This window comes from Arthrobacter sp. NPDC093139 (assembly GCF_044754165.1).
GTDB lineage: Bacteria > Actinomycetota > Actinomycetes > Actinomycetales > Micrococcaceae > Arthrobacter.
This window is the reverse complement of sequence record NZ_JBIVOO010000021.1, coordinates 34,886-57,908: the sequence shown is the minus strand read 5'-3', so window position 1 is coordinate 57,908 and position 23,023 is coordinate 34,886. Positions and strand designations below refer to the sequence as shown.

Here is a 23,023-nt window from a genome sequence, read left to right as displayed (position 1 = left end):
GAGTTCGCCTCCCTCGGCGCCGACGGCTTCGGCTTCTCCGACACCCGCGCCGCAGCACGCCGCTTCTTCAAGAACGACACCCACTCCATCGTGGTGAAGACCCTGCAAATGCTCGCGGCGAGGGGCGAGGTCGAGGAGGGGGCGCCGTCATACGCCATGGACCGCTACAAGCTCCTCGACGTCAACGCGGGCACCACCGGAGGAGCGGGCGGCGACGCCTAATAGCGCCGGACTTCCCGCGGGTCACACAGAACGGCGGCCCAATGAATTCGCGGGAACTCAGCTTGCCCGAGAAGCTCGCCGGTCTACGACAAACCCGGTGGCCGCATTTTCGCGGACCGCGGTAATGCCCGCCACAACTGCTTTGATGTTCGGGAAACTCGGTGAAACGGCAACCAAGGTGCCGTCGTCTGCCTTCAGTCGGAAGCGGAACGATCCCTGTCCCGCGCTTACTATTTCAAATGTGCCTGCCATCTGCGCTCCTTCTAACGGCCGCGCCATTGCAGCCGCCTGTAGCCCCCAATTGCCAACACGACATTTACGAGGTTAGCGACCACTAACTGGAGTAACCAGCCCTACCAGCCGGTAGTTTTCCAGGTGCCGCCGCCCGTCCTAAGGTGAGGACATGGCAGACAACCCCGCGCCGGCCACCACCGCCGTCCTTCTCGCGGCGGGGGCCGGCACCAGGCTGGGCCGCGGCCCGAAGGCCCTGCTGCCGTTCCGGGGACGTACCCTCGTTGAGGTGCTGGCCGACGTGCTGTCCGACGGCGGCTGCCGCGAGGTGGTGGTGGTCCTCGGGGCAGGCGCCCCGGTTGTGCGGGCATCAACCGACCTCCGTCGGCATGCCGTGGTGGACAACGCGGAGTGGCCATCCGGGATGGGCAGTTCGTTGAAGTTGGGCCTCGCCACCGCCCGGCCCGGGGACCATGTGCTTGTGGCCCTCGTGGACCAGCCGGGACTGACGCCGGATATAGTGGCCCGGCTGCTGCAGGCCCACCGGACCGGGCGCGTCACGGCTGCCGCCTACCCTGATGCCTTAGGCGAACTCCGGCGCGGGCATCCGCTGCTCCTTGACGCCTCACTGCGCGCGGCAGCCGCGGCCTCGGCAACAGGCGACGCCGGTGCCCGGCACTTCCTGCAGGCGCGCCCGGAGCTCATCGACCTGGTGGACTGCACCCCGTCTCCGGGCTCAGGTCAGCCCGTCGGGGAAGACCTCGATACCCCGGACCAGCTGCACCTGCTGGACTAGTTGGACTGCTGGTGCAGCTGCTGCAGCACGCCCGCTGCGAGAAGTTCCTGCAGCCCCTCTTTGAAGCGGGCCTTGCCGCCATGGGCGGGGTGCCTGATTTTTGGTACGTCAAGGCCGCTGCCGCGGAGGCTGCGGTACGCGACGTTTCCCACTGCCACGACTGTTTCGATGGGAAAAAGTTCGGTCAGCTCTTGCCAGAACGGGATGCCCAAAGCCGCCTCAGCGGACGTCGGTGTGCGGTTGGACAGCGGCTGTCCCGGCACATGCGTATGCCACGGGCAGGCGCTCCACAGCACGGGGAGGACGTCGAGCTCGGCCAGGACCTCCCACATCACGGTCGCCGTCGGCTCCGCCGCGACGCCGGCGGCGTCGGGCGGCAGCAGATACCCTTTCCCTGGCCCGAACAGCCCGAGGGGATTGGCGGGCCCCTCGAGCATGGTGCGGTTGGTAAAGGGAACGCCGGTAATCCTCATGCCGCGGAAACCCGGAGCTTCGCCCACCAGCAGCACCTTCGGTGCCCGGTGACGCATTTCCCCGAAATACGCCGCCAGATTTTGCCGGCGCAGGGCGTTCGCGGGCGTTGAGTGGTCGAAGAAGTTAGTGCAACCGGGCGGGGTTTTCACAGCGGCGAGCCGGTCAATAAAGCCTTCGAAGCCCGACGACGCCACAGGTCACCAGCGGGGGTGGATTGCTTCGCGGAAGTAGTGGTCGTAAATCCAGCGCACTCCGTCGTCGAATTCCTCGCCGAGACGGACACCGGCCGCTCCCGCATTGGACTGCGCCTGCTCCACAGTGCGGGCTCCGGGGATGACCGAGGTGACGCCCTCCTGGGCCACGATCCAGGCGATGGCCGCCTGGGCAGTGCTGATGCCCTCCGGCACCAGCTGTTCAAATTCGGCCACGGCCTTGAGGCCCAGTCCGTAGTCCACGCCGGAGAATGTCTCGCCGACGTCGAAGGAGTCGCCGCTGCGGTTAAAGTTCCGGTGGTCGTCAGCGGCGAACGACGTGTCCTTGGTGTACTTGCCTGACAGCAGTCCCGAAGCCAGGGGCACGCGCGCGATGATTCCCACGCCGGCGGCCTTGGCGGCGGGAAGCACCTCATCCAGCGGCTTGAGCCGAAAGGCGTTCAGGATGATCTGCACGGACGCGGTGCTCTCATGGCGCATGGCTTCGAGTGCCTCGTCGGTGCGCTCCACGCTGACGCCATAGTTCTTGATGGCGCCTTCAGAGACGAGCGTGTCGAGGGCGTCGTAGACCTCCGCGTTGCTGTAGACGGCGGTGGGAGGGCAGTGCAGCTGGACCAGGTCGAGGGAGTCAGTGCGCAGGTTGCGCCGTGAGCGGTCCACCCACTCGCGGAAGTTGGCGAGATTGTAGTTCTCCGGTCGCTGCTCCAGCCGGCGGCCCATCTTCGTTGCCACGGTAAGCTCCAGCCCGGGATTGTCCGCCAGGAATGCCCCGATGGCCTGCTCGCTCCGCCCGTCCCCGTAGACGTCGGCGGTGTCGAAGAACGTCACGCCGGCTTCCGCCGAGGCGTCGAGGACGGCCCGGGCCTGCGCCGGGTCAACGTTTCCCCAGTCCGCACCGAGCTGCCACGTGCCAAGTCCGACGACGGAGACGTCCCGTCCGGTTTTCCCTAAAGTCCGTTGTTCCATTCCCCGACTATATGTTGCCTGAAAGGCTCGGGCTTGATGGTGACGGGACGAGTCCGGCCTCCTTCAGTCCCAGATAGATCTTGTCCCGCGCAATCGGCAGGTCGGCGAACCGCAGGCCGGTGGCGTTCCTGATGGCATTGGCCAGGGCAGGCGCCACGGGATTGAAGGGGCTTTCGCTCATGGACTTCGCACCGAGCGGTCCCAGTTTGTCGTTGGTCTCGGCGAAATAAACCTCGCTGCGCGGCACGTCCGCGAAGGACGGGATGTGGTACTGGCGGAGGATGTCCGTGGTGACGCGGCCGCCGTCGTCCACCCTGACTTCCTCGTACAGCGCGGCGCCCAGCGCCTGGGCGATGCCGCCTTCGATCTGGCCGCGGCACTGCCGCGGATTCACCACGACGCCGGCGTCTGCGGCCTGCACGCTTTGCAGGATCCGCAGCTCCCCGGTCCCGGTGTTGACGGCAACCCGGAAACCGTGGACGTTGAACGCGACGGACCTCGGCGTGCCGCCCCAGCGGCCTTCGGCGACCAGCTCGACGCCGGCCTCCGCGGCCTCGTACGCGAGTTCCGACAGCGGCACGCGCGTTCCCCCGCAGACCACGGCGTCGCCGTCGAGCACGCAGCCCGACGCCTGGACCTGGCGGACCCCGGCGGCGAACGCACGGATCCTTACCGCCAGTTCCTCTGCCGCGGCGAGCGTCGCCTTGCCGGCCACCACCGTTCCGGCAGAACCGAACGCGCCCGTGTCGTGCTCGATGAGGTCCGTGTCCGCCTGCCGGACGGCCACGTGCGCCGCCGACGTGGACAGTGCGGAGGCCGCGAGCTGGGCGTGGACCGTGGTGGTGCCGTTGCCGAATTCGGCCGTCCCGACGTCGGCGGCGTACGTCCCGTCCGGCAGGAGCCTGAGCTTCACATGGGCGAAGTGTCCGCGCGGCGGGACGGTGTCGATCATGGACAGCGCAGTGCCCTCGCCGGTGACCCAGTCCGGCCCCAGGTCGTCCAGCCCGGCTGCGCGGTACCGGTCACGGCCACGTTCCAGGGCGTCCTGCACCAGCCGCGTGCACTGCTCCAGCCCGTAGCTGCCGTAGTGGACGTCCTCTTCCGGCTCGGAGTGCGTGGAGAGCATGTCGTCCCCCTCGCGGACCATGTTGCGGCGGCGGAATTCGAGCGGGTCCATCCCGATGCCTGTGGCTAGTTCGTCGATCCCGGATTCAATGGCGAAGATCATTTGGCTCAGGCCGTAGCCGCGGAATGCACCGGCGGGAACGGTGTTGGTGTACACAGCCTGGGCATCGACCTTCTTGTTCGCGCACTTGTACACGGCCAGGGATTCTCCGCAGCCGTGGAACATGACACCCGGGGCATGGTTTCCGTAGGCGCCGGTGTTGGTGAGCACGTCCAGCTGCAGTGCAGTGAGCCGGCCGTCGTTCGCGGCGCCGGCCTTGAGCCGGATGGTGAAGGGGTGCCGGGTGGTACTGGCCGTGAACTGCTCGGTCCTGGTGAACTCGAGCTGCACCGGCCGTTTCAGTTTCAGGGCCGCGAGCGCCACGATATCCTCTGTGAGCACCTCCTGCTTGCCGCCGAACCCGCCGCCCACACGGCCTGCCACCACATGGACCTGCTCCTCGGGCAGCGAAAAGAGGCGGCAAAGCGTGCGCCGCACCAGGAACGGCACCTGGCTCGACGTGCGGATGTGCAGCCGCCCGTCGTCGTCCACGGAGGCGATGGAGGAGTGTGTTTCGAGGGCCACGTGCTGCACACGCTGCGTCCGGTAGGTCTGCTCGTGGATGACGTCGGCCTCCGCGAATCCGGCCTCCACGCTGCCGAGTTCGGAATGCAGTTCGGCCACCACGTTCTCCTTGGGCCGGGAGATCCTCGCCGCGGTGCCGTCCTTGTCACCGTGGAGCGCCGGCGCTCCGGGCAGGATGGCGTCCTGGGGTGTGAACACGGCCGGCAGTTCCTGGTACCTCACGTCCAGCGCCCGGACGCCCGCTTCCGCTGCCGCCACCGATTCGGCCACTACGGCGGCAACCCGCTGCCCGCGGAACCGCACCACGTCGTCCAGCAGGCGGGTGTCATCGGGGTCGTCCGTGTAAAGCTCGTGCTGGGCACTGGAGAACAGCTGGGCCGGCGCATCCTCATGGGTGAAGACGGCCACCACTCCCGGAACCGCCAGGGCCGCGGCCTTGTCGATCGAGAGCACCCGGGCGTGCGCGTGCGGCGAGCGCAGCAGCTTCAGGTGCAGCAATCCCTGAAGTTCATCTGCCGGCACATCCAGCGTGTAGCGGGCCTGGCCGGTAACCACGGCGCGGCTGGCCGGAGCGGGCACATCGTCCCCGAGCTGCCCCGGCGTCGGCTCCGACTGGCCTTTCCCGGCGACGCCGGATCCCGGGCCCTGCGGGTCAGGATGCCCCTCGCGCCCGCAGATGGCGTCCCCGATGGCGCGGTAGCCCGTGCACCGGCAAAGGTTGCCTTTGAGGTTCCGGGGCAGGTTCTCCTTCTGGGATTCGTCGAAAGTCGCGGCGGTCATGACCATGCCGGCAGTGCAGAAGCCGCACTGGAAGCCCTGCCGGTCCAGGAACTGCTGCTGCATCGGGTGCAGGGCGGCACTCCCCGCGCTGCCGGCATTCCCGGTGCCTTCATTCACGGTGGCGGCCAGACCCTCGATGGTGGTCACGGCGTGGCCTTCGGCGCGCACTGCCGGATAGATGCAGCTGTGCACGGGTGTGCCGTCCACGTGCACCGTGCATGCTCCGCAGTCGCCGCCGTCGCAGCCCTTTTTGACGCCCAGGTTGCCCTGCTCGCGCAGGAAGGTGCGCAGGCACTGGCCCGGGCGCGGCGCCGCGCCGGCGGGTACTCCGTTGATGTCGATGGTCATACTCAGGCGTCTTTCTTCGGGACGGGCGGTGTGCTGGCGGGCGGTGTGCGGGGGGCGTGCCGTTCCGGCGGCCAGAAGTCGCCGGAGACCGCCCCGGGCCGGGCGCCCTCCGGCGCGGCAAGTTCGCCGCGGATCTCCTCGGCCAGCCGGTAGGTCATGTCCCGGCGCCACTCGGGGAGCCCGTGGATGTCGTCGTGGTACAGGGTGTCCGGGATGGCTTCGTCCAGCCCGTGGCTGAGTTCGGTGGCGTCCGGCACATGGGCGAAGCGCAGCTGTACTGGCCGTTTCGTTGCAGCGGTGACCGTGAGTGTCAGCTGCCCACCGGCCTCGTGCCTTCCAATGAGCAGCACCCCGGAACGGCCGAGGTTGCTGAGTGAGAGGCGGCGGAATGCCACGCGTGCGGTCAGTGCAGCGGCGGGGAGCCGGATGCTGCGGAGCAGCTCGCCGGGCGCCAGGGCGTTCTGCCCGTCCCCGGTCACCAGGTCCGTCACGGGCAGCTCCCTGCTGGAGCCGCCCGGGCCGAGGATGCCGGCTGTGCCGTCGAGGCCGGCGCAGAGCGAGATCATGGGCCCTGCCGGCAGGGAGGTGCAGAGGTTGCCGCCCACTGTGGACATGTTCCACACCTTGAAGGAGGCCACAAAGGAATCGCAGCAGGGGCGGATGAGGTCAAGGCCGGGCCACACACCGGCTCTGCCGGCTACCTGCGCCGAGTCCGGAAGGGCATAAAGCTCCGCGACTGTGCACGTGGCAGCCAGCTCGATTCCGTTTTCCGTCACGGTGATGGCCGGCCAGTCCGCCGAGCCAAGGTCCAGCAGCCGCCGGAGCGGCTCGGCACCGAACGCGTAGCTGCCGTAGGAGAACAGCACGGTGCCGCCTGCGAGCCAGGCGTCGCCGGCGCGCCATTCGGCGGGGTCCGTCGTGGGGACCACGGCCTCGATCGTGTTCATGTCCATGGCGTCTCGTGTCCTTCTCTGGAGGTGCCGTCTATGGAGGTGCCTGCTGTGGAGGTGCCTCCTGTGGGAATGTCTGCGCTGAGGTGGTGGATGGGGCCGGCGCCGTCCCGCAGCGGGGCATACGTGGCCGCCCCGCCGGAGGCAGTGACAGTGCAGCCGGTGATGGTGCGCGCGGCTATCAGCTCGGCCATGATCGAGACGGCGACCTCCGCCGGTGTGACGGCTCCCAGGTCGAGCCCGATCGGGGAATGGAGGCGGGCCAGGTGTTCCGGCGTTACGCCCGAGGCCAGAAGTTCGTCCACGCGCTGCCGGTGGCTGCGCCGCGAGCCCATCGCTCCGACGAAGGCAACGTCAAGTGCGAGCGCCTTTTCCAGCAGCGGAATGTCGAACTTGGGATCGTGGGTGAGGACGCAGATGGCCGTACGCGGGTCGATTCTTCCAGCGGCTGCTTCGGCCGCGAGGTACCGGTGGGGCCACTCCGCCACAACGTCATCGGCGGCCTCAAAACGGTCCTGGGAGGCAAAGGCAGGGCGTGCGTCCACGAGTGTCACGCGGTACCCGAGCAGCTTCGCCGCCGGCACCAAGGCCGCCCCGAAGTCGTTGGCGCCAACCACCAGCATCCGCGGCGCCGGCAGCCGGCTTTCCACCAGGAGCGTGACGGGCTCCGGCTGTGGGATGCCTGAGCCCTCCCGGCCGGGTGTCGCCGTGAAGCAGCCTCCGGCGGGTGCGAGCCGGACCAGGCCGGTGCGTCCTGCGCGCAGCAAGGGGTCCAGTTGCGCTCCGGCCGCCCCCAATGCGCGGCCGGCGGCGCTGGCATCCGCGCCGTTTGGCGGGCCACCGTGCGGGCCGTTAAGGCCGAGGAGTGCTGCCAGCCCGGCGGATTCCGCCGCCTTGAACGTGGACGGATCCAGAATGACGACGGCGCCGCTCCCGTTGCGGTCCACCCTGCGGATGAGTGCCAAGGGGCTCTCCGGCTCCTGCCACTGCAGCAGTTCGCCAAGGTGGGGCCCGCCCAGCGCGTCCAGGGGTTCAATGTGGACCTCAAGCTGGCCCCCGCAGGTGAGGCCGACCGCGAAAGCGTCCGCCGAACTGTAACCGAACAGCTCAAGCCGCGTGCCGCCGTCGCGCATTGCATCCAGCGCGGCCTCAACGACCGCCCCCTCCACGCACCCGCCGGAGAGGCTGCCGAGGACCTCGCCTGACTCAGACACCATCATCGAGGTGCCCATGGGGCGCGGCACGGAGCCGCTGGTTCCCACCACGGTGGCAACAGCGCATCGTTGTCCCGAGGCCGCCGGCAACCACCCGGCGAGGGACGGCATCAGATCCAGCATGGCAGCACTCCCTTTTCCTGGGCTGCGGTATTTTCCATATTCTCGTTCCTATCAGTGGCCGGGGGAAGCATCACCGGCGACGGGGCATCAGTGGGCTTGCGGCTGGGCGGAAGGGCGGGTGGACGGATTCACGGCGGGTGGGCTGATTCACGGCGGGTGGGCTGTGGGTGGACCGGGACAGGCCCCATCTGCCTGTCCCGGTCCGGTCTATGCCGGCCCCTACGCGCCGAGCAGCGCGCTGACCGGTCCCCGGGCGAAGTAGACCAGGAATCCCGCGGTCACCACCCACATCAGCGGATGGATCTTCTTCGCCTTGCCGGAGGCCGCCCCGATTACCACCCAGGACACGAAGCCCACGCCGATGCCGTTGGCGATCGAGTAGCTCAGTGGCATGGTGACGATCGTCAGGAACGCGGGCAGCGCTACGGCGAACTTGGTGAACTTGATCTCGCGGATCTGCGCCATCATCATCGCGCCCACCACAACCAGCGCCGCCGCGGCCACTTCCAGCGGCACCACACTGGTGAGCGGGGTGAGGAACATGGAGCCGAGGAACAGGATGCCGGTGACCACCGAGGCCAGACCAGTGCGGGCGCCTTCCCCGATGCCCGCCGCTGAGTCGATGTACACGGTGTTGGAGGACCCGGAGGTCGCACCTCCGGCCACTGCGCCGACGCCTTCCACGATGAAGGCCGACTTGAGCCGCGGGAAGGTCCCGTCCTTGTGGGCTACGCCGGCACTCTTGGCGAGCCCCGTCATGGTGCCCATGGCGTCGAAGAAGTTGGTGAACACCAGGGTGAAGACGAGCATGGTGGCCGCGAGCGCACCGATCCTGCCGAAGGCACCGAAGAGGTCGAACTGGCCAACCAGGCCCAGGTCCGGCGCCGAAACCAGCTGGCCTGAAAGGACCGGCGTGTTCAGGTGCCAGCCGCCGGGGTTGTCCTTGGTGGCCGGACCGATGTGGAACACGGCTTCGACGACGGCGGCCAGCACCGTGGTGGCCACGATGCCGATCAGCAGCCCGCCCTGCACCTTGCGGGCGACGAGGATGCCCATGGCGAGCAGGCCCACGATGAACACCAGGGTGGGCACGGAGGTAATGGAGCCGTTATCCCCCAGCTGGACCGGAGGCCCGCCCGCGGTGGAGCGGACAAAGCCGGAGTCCACGAAGCCGATGAAGGCGATGAACAGGCCGATGCCCACGGTGATCGCTGCCTTGAGCTCCTTCGGTACCGCCCGGAAAATCGCGGTCCGCGCGCCGGTGACGCCGAACAGCACGATCAGCACGCCGTTGATGACCACGAGCCCCATGGCCTCGGCCCAGGTGACCTCCTGGATGACGGCGACGGCGAGGAAGGAGTTGATGCCGAGTCCGGCGGCGAGCCCGAAGGGCAGGTTGGCGATCAGCCCGAAGAGGATGGTCATGACGCCGGCTGTAAGCCCGGTGACCGCCCCGACCTGTGCAGCGGACAGCCAGCCGCCGGCCACATCTGTTGGTGCGTTGTCTGCGCTGAAGCCGCCCAGGATCAGGGGGTTGAGGATGACGATGTAAGCCATGGTGAAGAACGTGACCAGCCCGCCGCGCAGTTCGCGTGCCAGGGTTGAGCCGCGTTTGGTGATGTGAAAGAAGCGGTCCAGGAAGGCGTTCGACGCCGGGGGCCGGTTCCTGGGATCCGTTCCGGACTGTGCGGGCTGCCGGGCCGGCTTGGGGGTGGCGTGCCTGGCCGGGGTCTCGGGGCCGTCGGGGGTTGTGTCAAGGATGGTCATTGGAACCACAGCCTCTAGTAGTCGATCCTGGAATCGAGCGTGTTCCACGTGGTGAACGGCTCGAGAATGGCCGGGGACGTGCCTTCGAGCCCCAGTTTGGCGACCGGCATAAGGGCGTCCCGGTCGGCGTTGTCGAAGTACTCGTAGAAAACGGCGTCATCGAAGCCGACGGAGGCGGCGTCGTGACGGTCCGCCGCGAAAATCACGCGGTCGATGCGTGCCCACAAAGCCGAGGCCAGGCACATGGGGCAGGGCTCACAGCTGCTGTAGAGGGTGGCTCCGCGAAGGTCGAAGGTCCCGAGCTCACTGCAGGCCCGGCGGATTGCCGTGACCTCGGCGTGGGCGGTGGGATCGTTGGTGGCGGTGACGCGGTTAACGCCGTCGAACGCCTGGCCGTCGGCGGTGACAATGACCGCGCCGAACGGCCCTCCGCTGTTGAGGACGTTCGCGGTTGCAAGCTCGATGGACCTGGCCAGGAATTTTTCGGCCGTGACGGTGGTACTCATGATGCGCTCCCTTGGAGTGGAAGCCGGTACCCCGTGGCGGGATCAAATACCAGTTGCGACGGATACCAGGCTTCAGCATGTGCTTTGAAGGTTTAGTTGCGCCTGGTAGATAGCTTCCCGGTCTCCGGGTGCCCGCCTTTGGCAACATCGAGATTAGCATCGGAGTGTGGCCTGCGCCATAGTTTTTGAAAAGTTAATTTCGTGATGTGAAATCCGGGTTTCCGAATTGTCACGGCCGCTCTGGCCATCGGTGGTCACAATCAGGTGCGTTGACGTACCGGATTGGCGACCCTACGCTGGCCCTACCGCCGCACTGCCGGCGGGCCCCTGGATCAGCAGACAGGGCACCACTGAGCTGGCATTGCATCGGCACGCTCAGACAGGAACCCACCATGACCCAAGCAGATTCGCACCCCGTTACGCCCACGCACCCCGGATCCCGGCTCTGGATCCGCAATCCGCTCGCCGCCTTCTCCGCCAACACCCTTGACGCCTCGGGCGGCGTGGTGGTTTGCGAAGGCAGGATCACCGAGGTGCTTGGCGCAGGCGAACACCCGTCCGCGCCCTGCGAAGAGATCTTCGACGCCGGCGGCCACGTGCTCCTGCCTGGCCTGATCAACACGCATCACCACTTTTACCAAACGCTGACCCGGGCGTGGGGGCCGGTAGCCAACGCCCCGTTGTTCCCGTGGCTGCAGAACCTCTACCCGGTGTGGGCGCGGCTCACACCGCGGGATCTCGAACTCGCAGCGACGGTGGCCCTCGCCGAGCTTCTGCTCTCCGGCTGCACCACGGCAGCCGACCACCACTACCTGTTCCCGGCAGGCATGGAAGACGCCATCGACATTGAAGTCGGGGCGGTCCGCAGGCTGGGAATGCGGGCAACCCTCACCCGCGGCTCCATGAGCCTGGGAGAGAACGACGGCGGCCTGCCGCCGCAGTCGACGGTACAGGCGCCGGAAGTGATCCTGGCCGACAGCGAGCGCCTGGTCGGGCAGTACCACGAACGTGGCGAAGGTGCCGTGATCCAGATAGCGCTGGCACCGTGCTCGCCGTTTTCGGTCACGAAGGAAATCATGGCCGAGAGCGCACTGATGGCCGAACGGCTGGATGTCCGGCTGCACACTCACCTGGCCGAGACCCTGGACGAAGAGGAGTTCTGCCGGAAGATGTTCGGGCTGCGCACCGTGGACTACCTGGACAGCGTGGGCTGGCTGACCAAGCGGACATGGCTGGGGCACGGGATCCATTTCAGCGATGCCGAGATCGCCCGGCTGGGGGCCGCAGGCACAGCAGTCGCGCATTGCCCGACCTCCAACATGCGGCTGGCATCCGGCGTCGCACGCGTCCTGGAACTCGAGGACGCGGGAGCCCCCGTGGGGCTGGGAGTGGACGGATCGGCGTCGAACGATGCCTCCAACATGATCCTCGAGGCGCGGCAGGCGCTGTACCTGCAGCGGCTGCGCTACGGCGCGCAGGTGCCCGTCGAGCGGGCGCTGGGCTGGGCCACGCGCGGATCGGCGGCAGTGCTCGGGCGAAACGACCTCGGCCAGCTGGCTCCCGGGATGCAGGCGGACCTGGTGCTCTTCAGGCTGGATGACCTGCGGTTCTCCGGCAGCCACGACCCCGTCGCGGCCCTGCTGCTGTGCGCCGCGGACCGCGCGGACCGGGTGATGGTGGGCGGCCGGTGGCGGGTGGTGGACGGACAGATTCCCGGACTGGATCTCGGCCGGCTCATCGCAGAGCATTCAGCGGCGGCGCGGAGACTGGTCGCCGGCTGACCTCCGCCGTTTCGATGGTTCCCTGCACACACGATGGCTCAAACCACCTAGTGGGCAGGGAACCATCGAAATGGTGTGGGCCTGCTGCTAGCGTGGCGGCATGAATCCGTCGAAGACGCCGGCCGAGATCCTCACCATTGCCGGCACCGAGGTGCGCATCTCGAGCCCGGACAAGGTGGTGTTCCCCGAGCCCGGGCTGACGAAGCTCGACCTGGTGCGCTACTACCTGGCCGTCGCGGATGGCGCTCTGCGTGGGGCGGGCGGCAGGCCAATGGTGCTCAAGCGCTTTCCGAAGGGCATCGACTCTGAGCCGTTCTTCCAGAAGCGCGTGCCCGAAAACCACCCCGACTTTATCGACACGGCCACGCTGCACTACGCGTCCGGGACGTCGGCGGAGGAAGCCGTCATCCGCGACGCCGCGGGCCTGGCATGGGTGGTGAATCTTGGCTGCCTCGATCTTAACCCGCATCCGGTGCGCGCCGAGGACCTCGAGCACCCCGACGAGCTCCGGGTCGACCTCGATCCAATGCCGGGGGTCGACTGGTCCCAGATCGTCGACGTCGCGTACGTCGCTCAGGAGGTCCTCGACGACGTGGGACTCGTGGGGTGGCCAAAGACGAGCGGGTCACGGGGACTGCATATTCTCGTTCGCATCGCGCCGCAGTGGTCGTACCGTGACGTGCGGCTCGCTGCCGAGACCCTTGCCCGGGAAGTCGAAAACCGCGCTCCCGGCCTGGCCACCGCGCGGTGGTGGAAGGAGGAGCGCGGCGAGAGTGTGTTCGTTGACTTTAACCAGAATGCGAAGGACCGCACCGTGGCATCGGCATACTCGGTCCGGCCCCTGCCCGATGCCAGGGTCTCGACCCCGCTCGCATGGCACGAAGTCCGCTCCGCCCGGCCGGAACAGTTCACGGTGCGGACAGTGCCGGAGCGCTTCACAGATCTGGGAGATCCTCATGCCGGCATCAACGACGCGGTCGGCACGCTTGACGGGCTTCTCGCCTTGGCTGCTGACCTCGGTCCCGCCGACAAGCCGCCGCGCAGTGGCGACAGCTCCGGCCGCCGGCAGTCAGTGATGCCGCTCATCGAGGTGGCGCGCACCAAGACCAAGCCCGAGGCACTCACGGCCCTCGACGAGTGGAAGTCCCGGCATGCGGACGTGGTCCCTGCCCTGCACCCCGCCGATGTTCTGATCGACGGTATGCGCGGGTCGAGCTCGCTCTGGTACAGGGTGCGGGTGAACCTGCAGCACGTCCCCGAGGCGGAGCGTCCGCCGCAGGAGGAGCTCATCGCCGACTACGACCCATGGGCGGGCAAGGAGTGGCCGGGGCACCCAGGGGCCTGACGCGCAAATGGTCTGGCGACGCGCAAAGGGTCTGGCGACACCTGAATACCGGTGTCGCCAGACCCTTTGCGCGTCGTGCGGCGGTTCGGGTGGCGCCTAGCGCCTGCTTACGGCCGCCTGCCGAAGACCGGAAGCCGATGGATCCAGCGGGAGATCCGGCCCGGCGCGTGTGTACGGTCCGCGGGAAGATAGAAATCCGGATCCGCTCCGCCGCCTCGGGGGAGGTAGAACTCCTGGACTGAAGGCGCGGCTGGCTGGGCCGGTGCAATGGACGGGGTGGCCGGGTACTGGTCCTGCGGGGACATCTGATCCTCCTTTTCCTAAGCTGCTTCCGAATGAGCTTTTCCGCATTTCGGAATAATTCTTTTGCTATACGAAAAGTCTAGGACGACGGCAGCTGACCGTCAAGAGGCCTTGCGGACGGACGGTCACAATCAAAAATTTCAGAAAGTGATGTACGCCACCGGAGTGGCTGGGCTACGCTTGTAAGCAATTCGTGGCGTGGGTCACGTAACCTGGGAGCAGCAGGCAGGGTCGTAATGAGCTGGCATCACTGGATGCCGGCTCTTTTTTGTTGGGTCGGCGCCATCGGAAACGCGCCTGAAACGCGCGCTTAATTTCAATGATGGAACCTCGGTTCCACCTCACGGAAGTTGGGAACAGACCAATGAGCAGCAAGATCATCCTCGGCCAGAACCAGTACGGCAAGGCTGAAGTCCGCGTCGTCAAAATCACCCGGGACACTGACCGCCACGAAATTGAAGACCTGAATGTCACCTCACAGCTCCGTGGCGACTTCGCCGCCGCCCACCTCGAGGGTGACAACAGCCACGTCGTGGCCACGGACACCCAGAAGAACACCATCTACGCCTTCGCCAAGAATGGCATTGGCTCACCGGAGACGTTCCTGCTGCGCCTTGGCGAGCACTTCACTTCAAGCTTCGATTGGGTCACCGGCGGGCGCTGGGAAGCCGAATCCTACAGCTGGGACCGCATCCAGGCCCACGGCGCGGGGCACGACCACTCCTTTGTCCGTAACGGCCAGGAGGTGCGCACCGCCGTTCTTGTAAAGGACGGGACGCAGACCCACCTCATTTCCGGGCTCAAGGACCTGACCGTCCTGAAGTCAACGCAATCCGGCTTCGTGGGGTACCCGAAGGACAAATACACCACCCTGCCGGAGACCACCGACCGCATCCTCGCCACCGACGTCTCCGCACGCTGGCGGTTCAAAGCGGGCACGGACTTCAGCACGTTTGATTTCAACAAGAGCTATGAGGACATCAAGGGCCTGCTGCTCGAAGGATTCACGGAGAAGTACTCCCACGCCCTGCAGCAGACCCTGTTCGACATGGGGGCCAAGGTCCTTGAGGCGCACAACGAGATCGATGAGATCAAGTTCTCGATGCCCAACAAGCACCACTTCCTGGTGGACCTTTCGCCCTTCGGTCTGGACAACCCCAATGAGGTCTTCTTCGCTGCCGACCGGCCCTACGGCCTGATCGAGGCCACGGTCCAGCGCGAAGACGCTGCCCCGGCGGAGATCGCCTGGTCCGGCATCGCCGGCTTCTGCTAGACGCCGCACCCTCTTACACATCCGCGCCGGGAGTTTCCATCCCCTCAGGGATGGCTCCCGGCGCGGGCACCCTGCCGGTCCAGGCTCCGCACCGGCCCAGCAATCAGAACACCCTGTTAGCCAGACATTGTTAGCCAGACGAAGGCGTCTGCCATGAACCAAGAAAGTCTGCCATGAACACCAAGAAAAAAGCCCGCACAGCGGCAGCCCGCCCCGAAGACCAGAGACTGTCCCTTGGGGCCACGTTTGCCTACGGGTTCCAGCACGTCCTCACCATGTACGGAGGCATCATTGCCCCGCCGCTGATCATTGGTGCGGCCGCCGGCATGTCATCACAGGACATCGGCCTGCTGATCGCCGCCTGCCTCTTCGTCGGCGGCCTGGCCACCATCCTTCAGACCGTCGGCATCCGGTTCTTCGGGTCCCAGCTCCCGCTGGTCCAGGGCGTCTCCTTCGCGGGCGTCTCCACGATGGTTGCGATCGTCCATGGCGGCGGCGGCATCCAGGCGGTCTTCGGCTCGGTGATTGCGGCCTCGCTGATCGGCCTGCTGATCACGCCGCTGTTTTCCAAGATCATCCGGTTCTTCCCGCCGGTGGTCACCGGAACGGTCATCACCACCATCGGCCTGACGCTGATGCCGGTTGCGGCCAACTGGGCCATGGGCGGCAACAGCAAGGCACCCAACTACGGCAGCATGGCCAACATCGGCCTGGCCGCCGCCACCATGGCAATCGTCCTCCTGCTCAGCAAGGTGGGCAGCGCAGCAATCTCCCGCCTCTCCATCCTGCTGGCCATGGTTCTGGGCACGGTCATCGCCTTCATCTTCGGCATGGCTGATTTTTCCAAGGTGGGCCAGGGCGAAATCGTCGCCTTTCCCACCCCGTTCGCCTTTGGCGCACCCACGTTCGAGGTCGCCGCCATCATCTCCATGCTGATCGTCATCCTCGTGACCCTCACCGAAACGTCAGCGGACATCATTGCCGTGGGCGAGATCGTGGGCACCAAGGTGGACTCCAAGCGCATCGGCGACGGCCTGCGGGCGGACATGCTCTCCAGCGCCGTCTCCCCGCTGTTCAACTCCTTCACGCAGAGCGCCTTCGCCCAGAACGTGGGCCTGGTGGCCATCACCGGCGTCAAGAGCCGCTTCGTGGTGAGCGCCGGCGGCCTCATCCTGGTCATTCTGGGCCTGCTGCCGGTGCTTGGCCGTGTGGTTGCAGCGGTGCCGACCCCCGTCCTGGGCGGTGCCGGCGTCGTACTCTTTGGAACCGTTGCCGCCAGCGGCATCCGGACACTGGCCAAAGTGGAGTACAAGAACAACATGAACCTGATCATCGTGGCGGCGTCCATCGGGTTCGGCATGATCCCGATTGCCGCCCCGGCGTTCTACGACCAGTTCCCGTCCTGGTTCGGCACCATCTTCCACTCGGGCATCAGCTCGGCGGCTGTCATGGCCATCCTGCTGAACCTGCTCTTCAACCACCTCAAGGCAGGCAACTCGGAGAATCAGTCGGTCTTTGTTGCCGGCACCGGGCGCGTGGTCCGGGAGGAGGACCTGCAGTGCCTGGCCGACGGCGACCGCTTCGAGGGCGGCAAGCTGATTGACTGCGACGGCAAGGAAGTCCCCATCCAGGCCTCCTCCGCGTCCGAGCACTGACCCACCAAAGCGCGAACCAGCAGGTAATGCCCTCAAATCCGAGATTTGGGGGCATTACCTGCTGGTTCGCGCTGCAGTGGGAGGTTGTAGTGGAAGAACGACGGCGGGGGTCAGTTTTGGTTGAACTCGTTCGAGATCGCCTGGGCCGCTTCGCGGAGCAGCGGCACGGCGCGATCGGCAAAGGACTTGTCCACCCGCGACACCGGCCCGGACACGGAAATGGCCGTTGGGGTGGGCGCGTTCGGCACTGCCATGGCGAAGCAGCGGACACCGAGTTCCTGCTCCTCCTCGTCGATGGAGTACCCGCGCTCGCGGATGAGCTTCAGGTCCGCCAGCAGGGCGTCGATGTCGCCAATGCTCTTGGGCGTGGGCGTCGGCATGCCGGTCCGGGACACAATCCCGCGGACGGCCTCGTCGTCAAGCTGCGCGAGGATGGCCTTGCCCACGCCGGTGTCGTGGGTATGCGCGCGGCGGCCCACCTCGGTGAACATGCGCATCGAGTGGAGCGAAGGGACCTGGGCAACGTAGATGACCATGTCCGAATCGAGCACGGCCATGTTGGATGTCTCACCGAGCCGGTCCACGAGGGACTTGAGCTGTGGCCGCGCGAGGGCCCCAAGCTGCTTGTTGGCGCCCTCGCCGAGGCGGATCAGCCGGGGTCCCAGGGCATAGCGGCGGTTCGGCAACTGGCGGACGTAGCCCAAGGTGACCAACGTGCGGAGGAGGCGATGAATGGTGGGCAGGGGCAGGTCAGTGGAGGACGAGAGCTCGCTGAGCGTGACGTCTCCCCCGGCTTCCGTGATGAGTTCCAAAAGTTCGAAGACGCGCTCAACGGACTGCACGCCTCCCGCGGCTTTCTCGGCCATTCCGTCGTCTCCTGCAGGTGTAGATTGCGACAACTCTTATCCGCATTGTGAAAAGAACTGCTTAGAAATCCCAACATACAGTACGGCCGGGTCCGCGTCGATGCAGGCAACCGATGCACCGAACAGAGACCAAAGGGGCTTGTATTTCCATAAAGTAGATAATAATATCCATAATACGAAAACATTCAGTGGCGACAGCCAAGCCCAGCGATGGGCCCAACCAGGAGGACACTCAATGGCGAACCCGAGCCCCGGAAATTCGATCACCCTGCGCGTCGAGGCGCCGTCCAGCTTCACCGCCACCAGCGAACTCGCGGCGGCCGTGGGCGCCGCCGGTGCGGCCATCACGGCCCTGGACGTCACCGAGTCCCACCACGAGACCCTGGTTGTGGACGTCACCTGCAACACCACCGACGACGACCACGCCAACCGGGTCAAGGACGCCCTTAACGCCCTCGACGGCGTCAAGGTCCGGAACGTCTCGGACCGCACCTTCCTGATGCACCTGGGCGGCAAGCTCGAAGTGGTTCCCAAGGTGGCCCTGCGTAACCGCGACGACCTCTCCCGCGCTTACACCCCCGGCGTCGCCCGCGTCTGCCTCGCCATTGCGGAAAACCCCGACGCCGCCCGGAACCTCACCGTCAAGCGGAACACGATCGCCGTGGTCACTGACGGTTCGGCCGTTCTTGGCCTGGGCAACATCGGCCCGGCCGCCGCGCTTCCCGTGATGGAAGGCAAGGCTGCGCTGTTCAAGCAGTTCGCCAACGTCGACGCCTGGCCGGTCTGCCTGGACACGCAGGACACCGAAGAGATCATCAGGATCGTCAAGGCCCTCGCCCCGGTCTACGGCGGCGTCAACCTCGAGGACATCGCGGCCCCCCGCTGCTTCGAGATCGAAAACCGGCTCCGCGACGAACTCGACATCCCGGTCTTCCACGACGACCAGCACGGCACGGCCATCGTCACGCTCGCCGCCCTCGCCAATGCGCTGCGCGTCGTCGGTAAGAAGCTCGACGAGGTGCGGATCGTCGTCTCCGGCGTGGGCGCCGCCGGCTCGGCAATCATCCAGCTGCTCAAGGCCCAGGGCGCGAGGCACATCGTGGCCGCCGGCCGTTCCGGTGCCATCCACTCAGGCGAGCAATACAACGACGAGCACCGCAGTTGGATCGCCGCCAATACCAACGAGGAGGGATTCTCCGGCACCCTGCACGAGGCCCTCCGCGACGCCGATGTGTTTATCGGCGTCAGCGCACCGCACGTGATCGGCGAGGAGCAGGTTGCCTCGATGGCCAAGGACGCGATTGTCTTCGCCATGGCCAACCCGACGCCGGAAATCGACCCCGCCGTCGCCTCCCGCCATGCCGCCGTCGTCGCCACGGGGCGCAGCGACTTTCCCAACCAGATCAACAACGTGCTGGCCTTCCCCGGCTTCTTCCGCGGGCTGCTGGACGCCGGTGCCTCCGACATCACCCCCGAGATGCTGGTGGCCGCCGCCGATGCCATCGCCAACCGCGTTGCCGACGATGAGCTCAACGCCAGCTACATCATCCCCAGCGTGTTCGACCCCCACGTGGCCGGAGACGTCGCGGCCGCAGTGGCCGCCGCGGCCCACGCAGCAGCCGGTGTCCACACCTCACCGGCGGCAATCGAGGACACAATGGAAGCAGCAGCACCTGCTGCCGCCCCCACAGCAGCCTTCGCCGACGCCTGATTAGCAGCCCTGGAAAGGACCAACAATGGCTATCACAGTCACAGACCCCCGGCCGATCGAGCGGGCAGAGGAGATTCTCACCCCGAAGGCCCTGGCGTTCGTCGAAGAGCTCCACAAGCGCTTCGCCGGCACCCGCGCCGACCTCCTCGAGGCCCGGGCCGCCAAGCGCGAGCACGTGGCCCGGACCGGCAGCCTCGATTTCCTGCCGGACACCCAGGACGTGCGCGACGGCGACTGGAAGGTTGCGCCGGCACCGGCCGCCTTGCAGGACCGCCGGGTCGAGATGACGGGCCCCGCCTCGCCCGCCAAGATGGCCATCAACGCGCTGAACTCCGGTGCGAAGGTATGGCTTGCCGACCTCGAGGACGCCAGCACCCCCACGTGGGCCAACGTCATCGACGCCATCCTGAACCTGCGTGATGCTGCCACCGGGACCCTGAGCTACACCTCCCCGGAAGGCAAGGAGTACCGGCTCCGCACCGATGCCCCGCTCGCCGTCGTCGTGGCCCGCCCGCGCGGGTGGCACATGGAGGAACGGCACCTGCTGATCGACGGCGAACCCGCCGTCGGTGCCCTCGTGGACTTCGGCCTGCACTTCTTCCACATCGCCAAGCAGCTGGTGCTCAACGGCCACGGCCCGTACTACTACCTGCCCAAGATGGAGAGCCACCTCGAGGCCCGCCTGTGGAACGACGTGTTCGTCTTCGCGCAGGACTTCCTCGGCCTCAACCAGGGGACCATCCGCGCAACCGTGCTGATCGAGACCATCCCGGCTGCGTTCGAAATGGACGAGATCCTCTACGAACTCCGCGACCACGCCTCCGGCCTGAACGCCGGCCGCTGGGACTACCTGTTCAGCATCATCAAGTACTTCCGCGACGCCGGTGCCAGCTTCGTCCTGCCGGACCGTGCCACTGTGGCCATGACGGCGCCTTTCATGCGCGCGTACACGGAGCTCCTGGTCAAGACCTGCCACCACCGCGGGGCCTTCGCGATGGGCGGCATGGCGGCCGTCATCCCCAACCGCCGCGAACCCGAAGTCACGGCGCAGGCCTTCGAGAAGGTCCGCGCGGACAAGACCCGCGAGGCGAACGACGGCTTCGACGGCTCCTGGGTGGCCCACCCGGACCTCGTTCCCATCTGCCGTGAGGTGTTTGACGCCGTCCTCGGCGAGCGCCCGAACCAGCTGGACAAGCAGCGCCCGGACGTCTCCGTGACCGCCGGCCAGCTGCTGGACATCGCCTCGGCCGACGGCCAGGTCACGGAGGCCGGGCTGCGCCTGAACCTCTATGTCGCCGTCGCCTACACGGCGGTGTGGATTTCGGGCAACGGCGCGGTGGCCATCCACAACCTCATGGAGGATGCTGCGACAGCGGAGATCTCCCGCTCACAGGTGTGGCAGCAGATCCGCAACAAGGTGGTCCTGGCCGACACCGGCAACACGGTCACGCGCGAGCTGGTCACGAAGATCCTGGCCGAGGAGACCGAGAAGCTGCGCGGCGAGGTGGGCGAGGAGGCCTTCGAGCGCTACTACCAGCCCGCCAGCAGCCTGATCGCGGACATCTGCCTTTCAGAGGACTACACGGACTTCCTCACCACGCCGGCCTACGAACTGGTGGGCTGAGGCATGGCAGTACCCGAACCATCACTAGGCGCGGCCGACCTCGCCCGGATCGACTCCCAGCTGGCGGCCACCGACCGGTTGCTGGAGCAGAACTACCCGGGCGACGACGGCTCCCGCCAGCCCGTTCACACGGTGTACATCCCGGCGGACCGGTTCACGCCGTCGTTCGCGGCCGACTGGGGCGCCCAGGCGCTGTCGACGGCGGCCGCCCACGGCGGGCTCCCGCACCTGGGCGCGCTGTTGGGCCAGGACGCGGAGCTTGCCGAGGCCGTGGCGTCGCGGGTGGAGGCCAAACTCGGCAGCGAACCGATCGAGGATCTGCGCCTCGACTTCGAGGACGGCTTTGGGGACAGGGGCGACGACGCCGAGGACGCCGCCGCTGTTGCTGCGGCTTCCGCTGTGGCCGCCGCAGTTGCGGCCGGGTCGGCGCCGCCCTTCATCGGGATTCGTTTCAAATGCTTCGAGGCACCCACCCGCGCCCGCGGCCTGCGCACATTGGACCTCTTCGTGTCCGGCCTGGCTGCGGCGGGCGAGCTGCCCGAGGGGCTGGTCCTCACCCTGCCCAAGGTCACCACCGTGGCCCAGGTCCAGGCGATGGACTATGCGGTCTCCCGGCTGGAGGAAGTCCACTCGCTCCCCGCCGGCCGGCTCCGGTTCGAGGTGCAGGTGGAGACGCCCCAGCTCATCCTCGGCCCGGACGGCACCGCGCCCGTCGCCCAGCTTCCCTCCGCTGTTCCCGGCAGGATCAGCGGGCTGCACTACGGCACCTACGACTATTCGGCCTCGCTGCAAATTTCGGCCGAGTACCAGTCCATGGAGCACCCGGTGGCGGACTTCGCCAAGGAGGTCATGCAGCTGGCCGTGGCAGGGACCGGCATCCGGCTCTCGGACGGCTCCACCAACATCATTCCCGTTGGCGACAACGTGGAAAACGCCTGGCGGCTGCACGGCCGGCTGGTGCGGCGGTCCCTCGAGCGCGGCTACTACCAGGGCTGGGACCTGCACCCGGCCCAGCTGCCCAGCCGGTTCGCGGCAACATATGCGTTCTACCGCCAGGGGCTTCCGGCGGCAGCGGCACGCCTCCGCAACTACGTCGAGCAGACCGCGGGCGGGGTCATGGACGAGCCCGCCACGGCCCGTGCACTGGCGGCGTTCGTGCTGCGCGGCGTCCAATGTGGAGCGGTAGGTGCCGAAGAAGTCCTGGCGCTTGCCGGCGTCGGACTGCCCCAACTTCCTGGCCTGGCCCATCCGCGGCTCGCCGCACATACCTCCCCCCTCTCGTCTACACCGCAAGGAGCACACTCATGAGCAACTACTTCTTCCCTGAGGGCGGCCTGCCGCCGCAGACCCAGCTCCTGACCGACCGGGCCGTGGTCAAGGAGGCCTACACCGTCATTCCCAAGGGCGTGCTGCGGGACATCGTCACCTCCAACCTCCCCGGCTGGACCAATACCCGCGCCTGGATCATCGCCCGGCCCATCGCCGGCTTCGCCACCACGTTCTCCCAGCTCATCGTTGAGGTGGCTCCCGGCGGCGGATCCCAAAAGCCCGAGGCGGAGGCCGGCGTCGAAGGCGTCATCTTCCTCACCAAAGGCAAGCTGGACCTGAACCTTGACGGCGAAATCCACCACCTTGAGGAGGGCGGCTACGCCTACCTCGCGGCCGGCGCCGACTGGTCCGTCAGCAACTCCTCCGACGGCATCGCCAGCTTCCAGTGGGTCCGCAAGGCCTACGAACCGCTGGAAGGCTACACGGCCAAGTCCTTTGTGACCCGCGACCAGGACGTCGAGCCGCGGCCCATGCCCGGCACCGAGGGCGCGTGGGCCACCACCCGTTTCGTGGACCCGGACGACCTCGCACACGACATGCACGTCAACATCGTGACGTTCAAGCCGGGTGCGTCCATTCCGTTCGCAGAAACCCACGTCATGGAGCACGGGCTCTTCGTCCTCGAGGGCAAGGCGGTGTACCGCCTGAACGACGACTGGGTGGAGGTGGAAGCCGGGGACTTCATGTGGCTGCGCGCGTTCTGCCCGCAGGCCTGCTACGCCGGTGGCCCCGGGAACTTCCGCTACCTGCTCTACAAGGACGTCAACCGCCAGATCCGCCTGACCTAGCCGGCCGCG

Annotated in this window: 20 protein-coding genes; 10 read left to right on the top strand and 10 right to left on the bottom strand. The window is 67.1% G+C overall.

All coding sequences use genetic code 11. The annotated features are described in order from the left end of the window. On the top strand, window positions 1-222 hold a 222-nt coding region (locus tag ACIP90_RS20930; RefSeq protein WP_400581643.1), incomplete at its 5' end, for a hypothetical protein. A gap of 57 nt (window positions 223-279) precedes the next feature. Here ACIP90_RS20930 and ACIP90_RS20925 read toward each other — a convergent pair. Beyond that, window positions 280-474 (bottom strand): YegP family protein, encoded by a 195-nt coding sequence (locus ACIP90_RS20925; protein ID WP_400581642.1) that lies wholly within the window; start codon window positions 472-474, stop codon window positions 280-282. Between the two features lie 151 nt (window positions 475-625). Between ACIP90_RS20925 and nboR the strand changes: the two genes are divergently transcribed. Then, entirely contained in the window at window positions 626-1,249 is a 624-nt protein-coding gene (gene nboR, locus ACIP90_RS20920) for a nicotine blue oxidoreductase (protein ID WP_400581641.1), read from the top strand. Here nboR and ACIP90_RS20915 read toward each other — a convergent pair. The 7 genes from ACIP90_RS20915 to ACIP90_RS20885 all read right to left on the bottom strand — a co-directional run bounded on the left by ACIP90_RS20915 (window position 1,246) and on the right by ACIP90_RS20885 (window position 10,339). Further along, complete coding sequence (locus ACIP90_RS20915) at window positions 1,246-1,872, bottom strand: uracil-DNA glycosylase (RefSeq protein WP_400581640.1); 627 nt, start codon at window positions 1,870-1,872, stop codon at window positions 1,246-1,248. The genes nboR and ACIP90_RS20915 overlap by 4 nt on opposite strands. A gap of 48 nt (window positions 1,873-1,920) precedes the next feature. After that, window positions 1,921-2,901 carry an aldo/keto reductase gene (locus tag ACIP90_RS20910; RefSeq protein ID WP_400581639.1) on the bottom strand — a complete coding sequence of 327 codons (981 nt, stop codon included), beginning with the start codon at window positions 2,899-2,901 and terminating at the stop codon, window positions 1,921-1,923. 7 nt (window positions 2,902-2,908) lie between these two features. Then, a complete protein-coding gene (locus ACIP90_RS20905) occupies window positions 2,909-5,779 on the bottom strand; it encodes a molybdopterin-dependent oxidoreductase (protein WP_400581638.1) in 2,871 nt (956 codons plus the stop codon). A gap of 2 nt (window positions 5,780-5,781) precedes the next feature. After that, entirely contained in the window at window positions 5,782-6,732 is a 951-nt protein-coding gene (locus ACIP90_RS20900; protein WP_400581637.1) for an FAD binding domain-containing protein, read from the bottom strand. Further along, window positions 6,723-8,066 (bottom strand): XdhC family protein, encoded by a 1,344-nt coding sequence (locus ACIP90_RS20895; RefSeq protein ID WP_400581636.1) that lies wholly within the window; start codon window positions 8,064-8,066, stop codon window positions 6,723-6,725. The genes ACIP90_RS20900 and ACIP90_RS20895 overlap by 10 nt, the downstream gene beginning before the upstream one ends. 219 nt (window positions 8,067-8,285) lie before the next feature. Continuing rightward, on the bottom strand, window positions 8,286-9,833 hold the full coding sequence (locus ACIP90_RS20890; RefSeq protein ID WP_400581635.1) for an NCS2 family permease: 1,548 nt from the start codon (window positions 9,831-9,833) through the stop codon (window positions 8,286-8,288). A 14-nt stretch (window positions 9,834-9,847) separates the two neighbouring features. Beyond that, a complete protein-coding gene (locus ACIP90_RS20885; protein WP_400581634.1) occupies window positions 9,848-10,339 on the bottom strand; it encodes a nucleoside deaminase in 492 nt (163 codons plus the stop codon). 392 nt (window positions 10,340-10,731) lie between these two features. Between ACIP90_RS20885 and ACIP90_RS20880 the strand changes: the two genes are divergently transcribed. Both ACIP90_RS20880 and ligD read left to right on the top strand, forming a co-directional pair. Further along, on the top strand, window positions 10,732-12,120 hold the full coding sequence (locus ACIP90_RS20880; protein ID WP_400581633.1) for an 8-oxoguanine deaminase: 1,389 nt from the start codon (window positions 10,732-10,734) through the stop codon (window positions 12,118-12,120). 100 nt (window positions 12,121-12,220) lie between these two features. Further along, complete coding sequence (gene ligD / locus ACIP90_RS20875) at window positions 12,221-13,465, top strand: non-homologous end-joining DNA ligase (RefSeq protein WP_400581632.1); 1,245 nt, start codon at window positions 12,221-12,223, stop codon at window positions 13,463-13,465. Between the two features lie 107 nt (window positions 13,466-13,572). On the opposite strand, the gene ACIP90_RS20870 is transcribed toward ligD, so the two are convergent. Then, window positions 13,573-13,770 (bottom strand): hypothetical protein, encoded by a 198-nt coding sequence (locus tag ACIP90_RS20870; protein WP_400581631.1) that lies wholly within the window; start codon window positions 13,768-13,770, stop codon window positions 13,573-13,575. A gap of 362 nt (window positions 13,771-14,132) precedes the next feature. Between ACIP90_RS20870 and pucL the strand changes: the two genes are divergently transcribed. Further along, window positions 14,133-15,041, top strand: a complete 909-nt coding sequence (gene pucL, locus ACIP90_RS20865; RefSeq protein ID WP_400581630.1) for a factor-independent urate hydroxylase — start codon at window positions 14,133-14,135, stop codon at window positions 15,039-15,041. 173 nt (window positions 15,042-15,214) lie between these two features. Continuing rightward, a complete protein-coding gene (locus ACIP90_RS20860) occupies window positions 15,215-16,696 on the top strand; it encodes a nucleobase:cation symporter-2 family protein (RefSeq protein ID WP_400581629.1) in 1,482 nt (493 codons plus the stop codon). A 110-nt stretch (window positions 16,697-16,806) separates the two neighbouring features. Here ACIP90_RS20860 and ACIP90_RS20855 read toward each other — a convergent pair whose 3' ends face one another. Then, window positions 16,807-17,562, bottom strand: a complete 756-nt coding sequence (locus ACIP90_RS20855) for an IclR family transcriptional regulator (protein ID WP_400581628.1) — start codon at window positions 17,560-17,562, stop codon at window positions 16,807-16,809. Window positions 17,563-17,797: 235 nt separating this feature from the next. Here ACIP90_RS20855 and ACIP90_RS20850 point away from each other — a divergent pair, with 235 nt between their 5' ends. Genes ACIP90_RS20850 through ACIP90_RS20835 form a run of 4 tightly spaced genes read left to right on the top strand, consistent with a single transcriptional unit; the run spans window position 17,798 to window position 23,014 of the window. Then, on the top strand, window positions 17,798-19,273 hold the full coding sequence (locus ACIP90_RS20850; protein WP_400581627.1) for an NAD-dependent malic enzyme: 1,476 nt from the start codon (window positions 17,798-17,800) through the stop codon (window positions 19,271-19,273). A gap of 25 nt (window positions 19,274-19,298) precedes the next feature. Then, window positions 19,299-20,897, top strand: a complete 1,599-nt coding sequence (gene aceB, locus ACIP90_RS20845) for a malate synthase A (protein ID WP_400581625.1) — start codon at window positions 19,299-19,301, stop codon at window positions 20,895-20,897. Between the two features lie 3 nt (window positions 20,898-20,900). Further along, window positions 20,901-22,205, top strand: coding sequence for a DUF6986 family protein (locus ACIP90_RS20840; RefSeq protein WP_400581623.1), 1,305 nt, complete (start codon window positions 20,901-20,903; stop codon window positions 22,203-22,205). Beyond that, a complete protein-coding gene (locus ACIP90_RS20835; protein WP_400581622.1) occupies window positions 22,202-23,014 on the top strand; it encodes a bifunctional allantoicase/(S)-ureidoglycine aminohydrolase in 813 nt (270 codons plus the stop codon). Before ACIP90_RS20840 ends, ACIP90_RS20835 begins: the two co-directional genes overlap by 4 nt. Window positions 23,015-23,023 lie beyond the last annotated feature (9 nt).

What these genes read in the sequence shown, in the direction of transcription:
- ACIP90_RS20880 (WP_400581633.1), top strand. Translation starts at nt 10,732, where the DNA reads ATGACCCAAGCAGATTCGCACCCCGTTACGCCCACGCACCCCGGATCC.
- ACIP90_RS20910 (WP_400581639.1), bottom strand. Translation starts at nt 2,901, where the DNA reads ATGGAACAACGGACTTTAGGGAAAACCGGACGGGACGTCTCCGTCGTC.
- ACIP90_RS20840 (WP_400581623.1), top strand. Translation starts at nt 20,901, where the DNA reads ATGGCAGTACCCGAACCATCACTAGGCGCGGCCGACCTCGCCCGGATC.
- ACIP90_RS20870 (WP_400581631.1), bottom strand. Translation starts at nt 13,770, where the DNA reads ATGTCCCCGCAGGACCAGTACCCGGCCACCCCGTCCATTGCACCGGCC.
- ACIP90_RS20850 (WP_400581627.1), top strand. Translation starts at nt 17,798, where the DNA reads ATGGCGAACCCGAGCCCCGGAAATTCGATCACCCTGCGCGTCGAGGCG.
- ACIP90_RS20925 (WP_400581642.1), bottom strand. Translation starts at nt 474, where the DNA reads ATGGCAGGCACATTTGAAATAGTAAGCGCGGGACAGGGATCGTTCCGC.
- pucL (WP_400581630.1), top strand. Translation starts at nt 14,133, where the DNA reads ATGAGCAGCAAGATCATCCTCGGCCAGAACCAGTACGGCAAGGCTGAA.
- ACIP90_RS20885 (WP_400581634.1), bottom strand. Translation starts at nt 10,339, where the DNA reads ATGAGTACCACCGTCACGGCCGAAAAATTCCTGGCCAGGTCCATCGAG.
- nboR (WP_400581641.1), top strand. Translation starts at nt 626, where the DNA reads ATGGCAGACAACCCCGCGCCGGCCACCACCGCCGTCCTTCTCGCGGCG.
- ACIP90_RS20855 (WP_400581628.1), bottom strand. Translation starts at nt 17,562, where the DNA reads ATGGCCGAGAAAGCCGCGGGAGGCGTGCAGTCCGTTGAGCGCGTCTTC.
- ACIP90_RS20835 (WP_400581622.1), top strand. Translation starts at nt 22,202, where the DNA reads ATGAGCAACTACTTCTTCCCTGAGGGCGGCCTGCCGCCGCAGACCCAG.
- aceB (WP_400581625.1), top strand. Translation starts at nt 19,299, where the DNA reads ATGGCTATCACAGTCACAGACCCCCGGCCGATCGAGCGGGCAGAGGAG.
- ACIP90_RS20890 (WP_400581635.1), bottom strand. Translation starts at nt 9,833, where the DNA reads ATGACCATCCTTGACACAACCCCCGACGGCCCCGAGACCCCGGCCAGG.
- ACIP90_RS20900 (WP_400581637.1), bottom strand. Translation starts at nt 6,732, where the DNA reads ATGGACATGAACACGATCGAGGCCGTGGTCCCCACGACGGACCCCGCC.
- ACIP90_RS20895 (WP_400581636.1), bottom strand. Translation starts at nt 8,066, where the DNA reads ATGCTGGATCTGATGCCGTCCCTCGCCGGGTGGTTGCCGGCGGCCTCG.
- ACIP90_RS20905 (WP_400581638.1), bottom strand. Translation starts at nt 5,779, where the DNA reads ATGACCATCGACATCAACGGAGTACCCGCCGGCGCGGCGCCGCGCCCG.
- ACIP90_RS20860 (WP_400581629.1), top strand. Translation starts at nt 15,215, where the DNA reads ATGAACACCAAGAAAAAAGCCCGCACAGCGGCAGCCCGCCCCGAAGAC.
- ligD (WP_400581632.1), top strand. Translation starts at nt 12,221, where the DNA reads ATGAATCCGTCGAAGACGCCGGCCGAGATCCTCACCATTGCCGGCACC.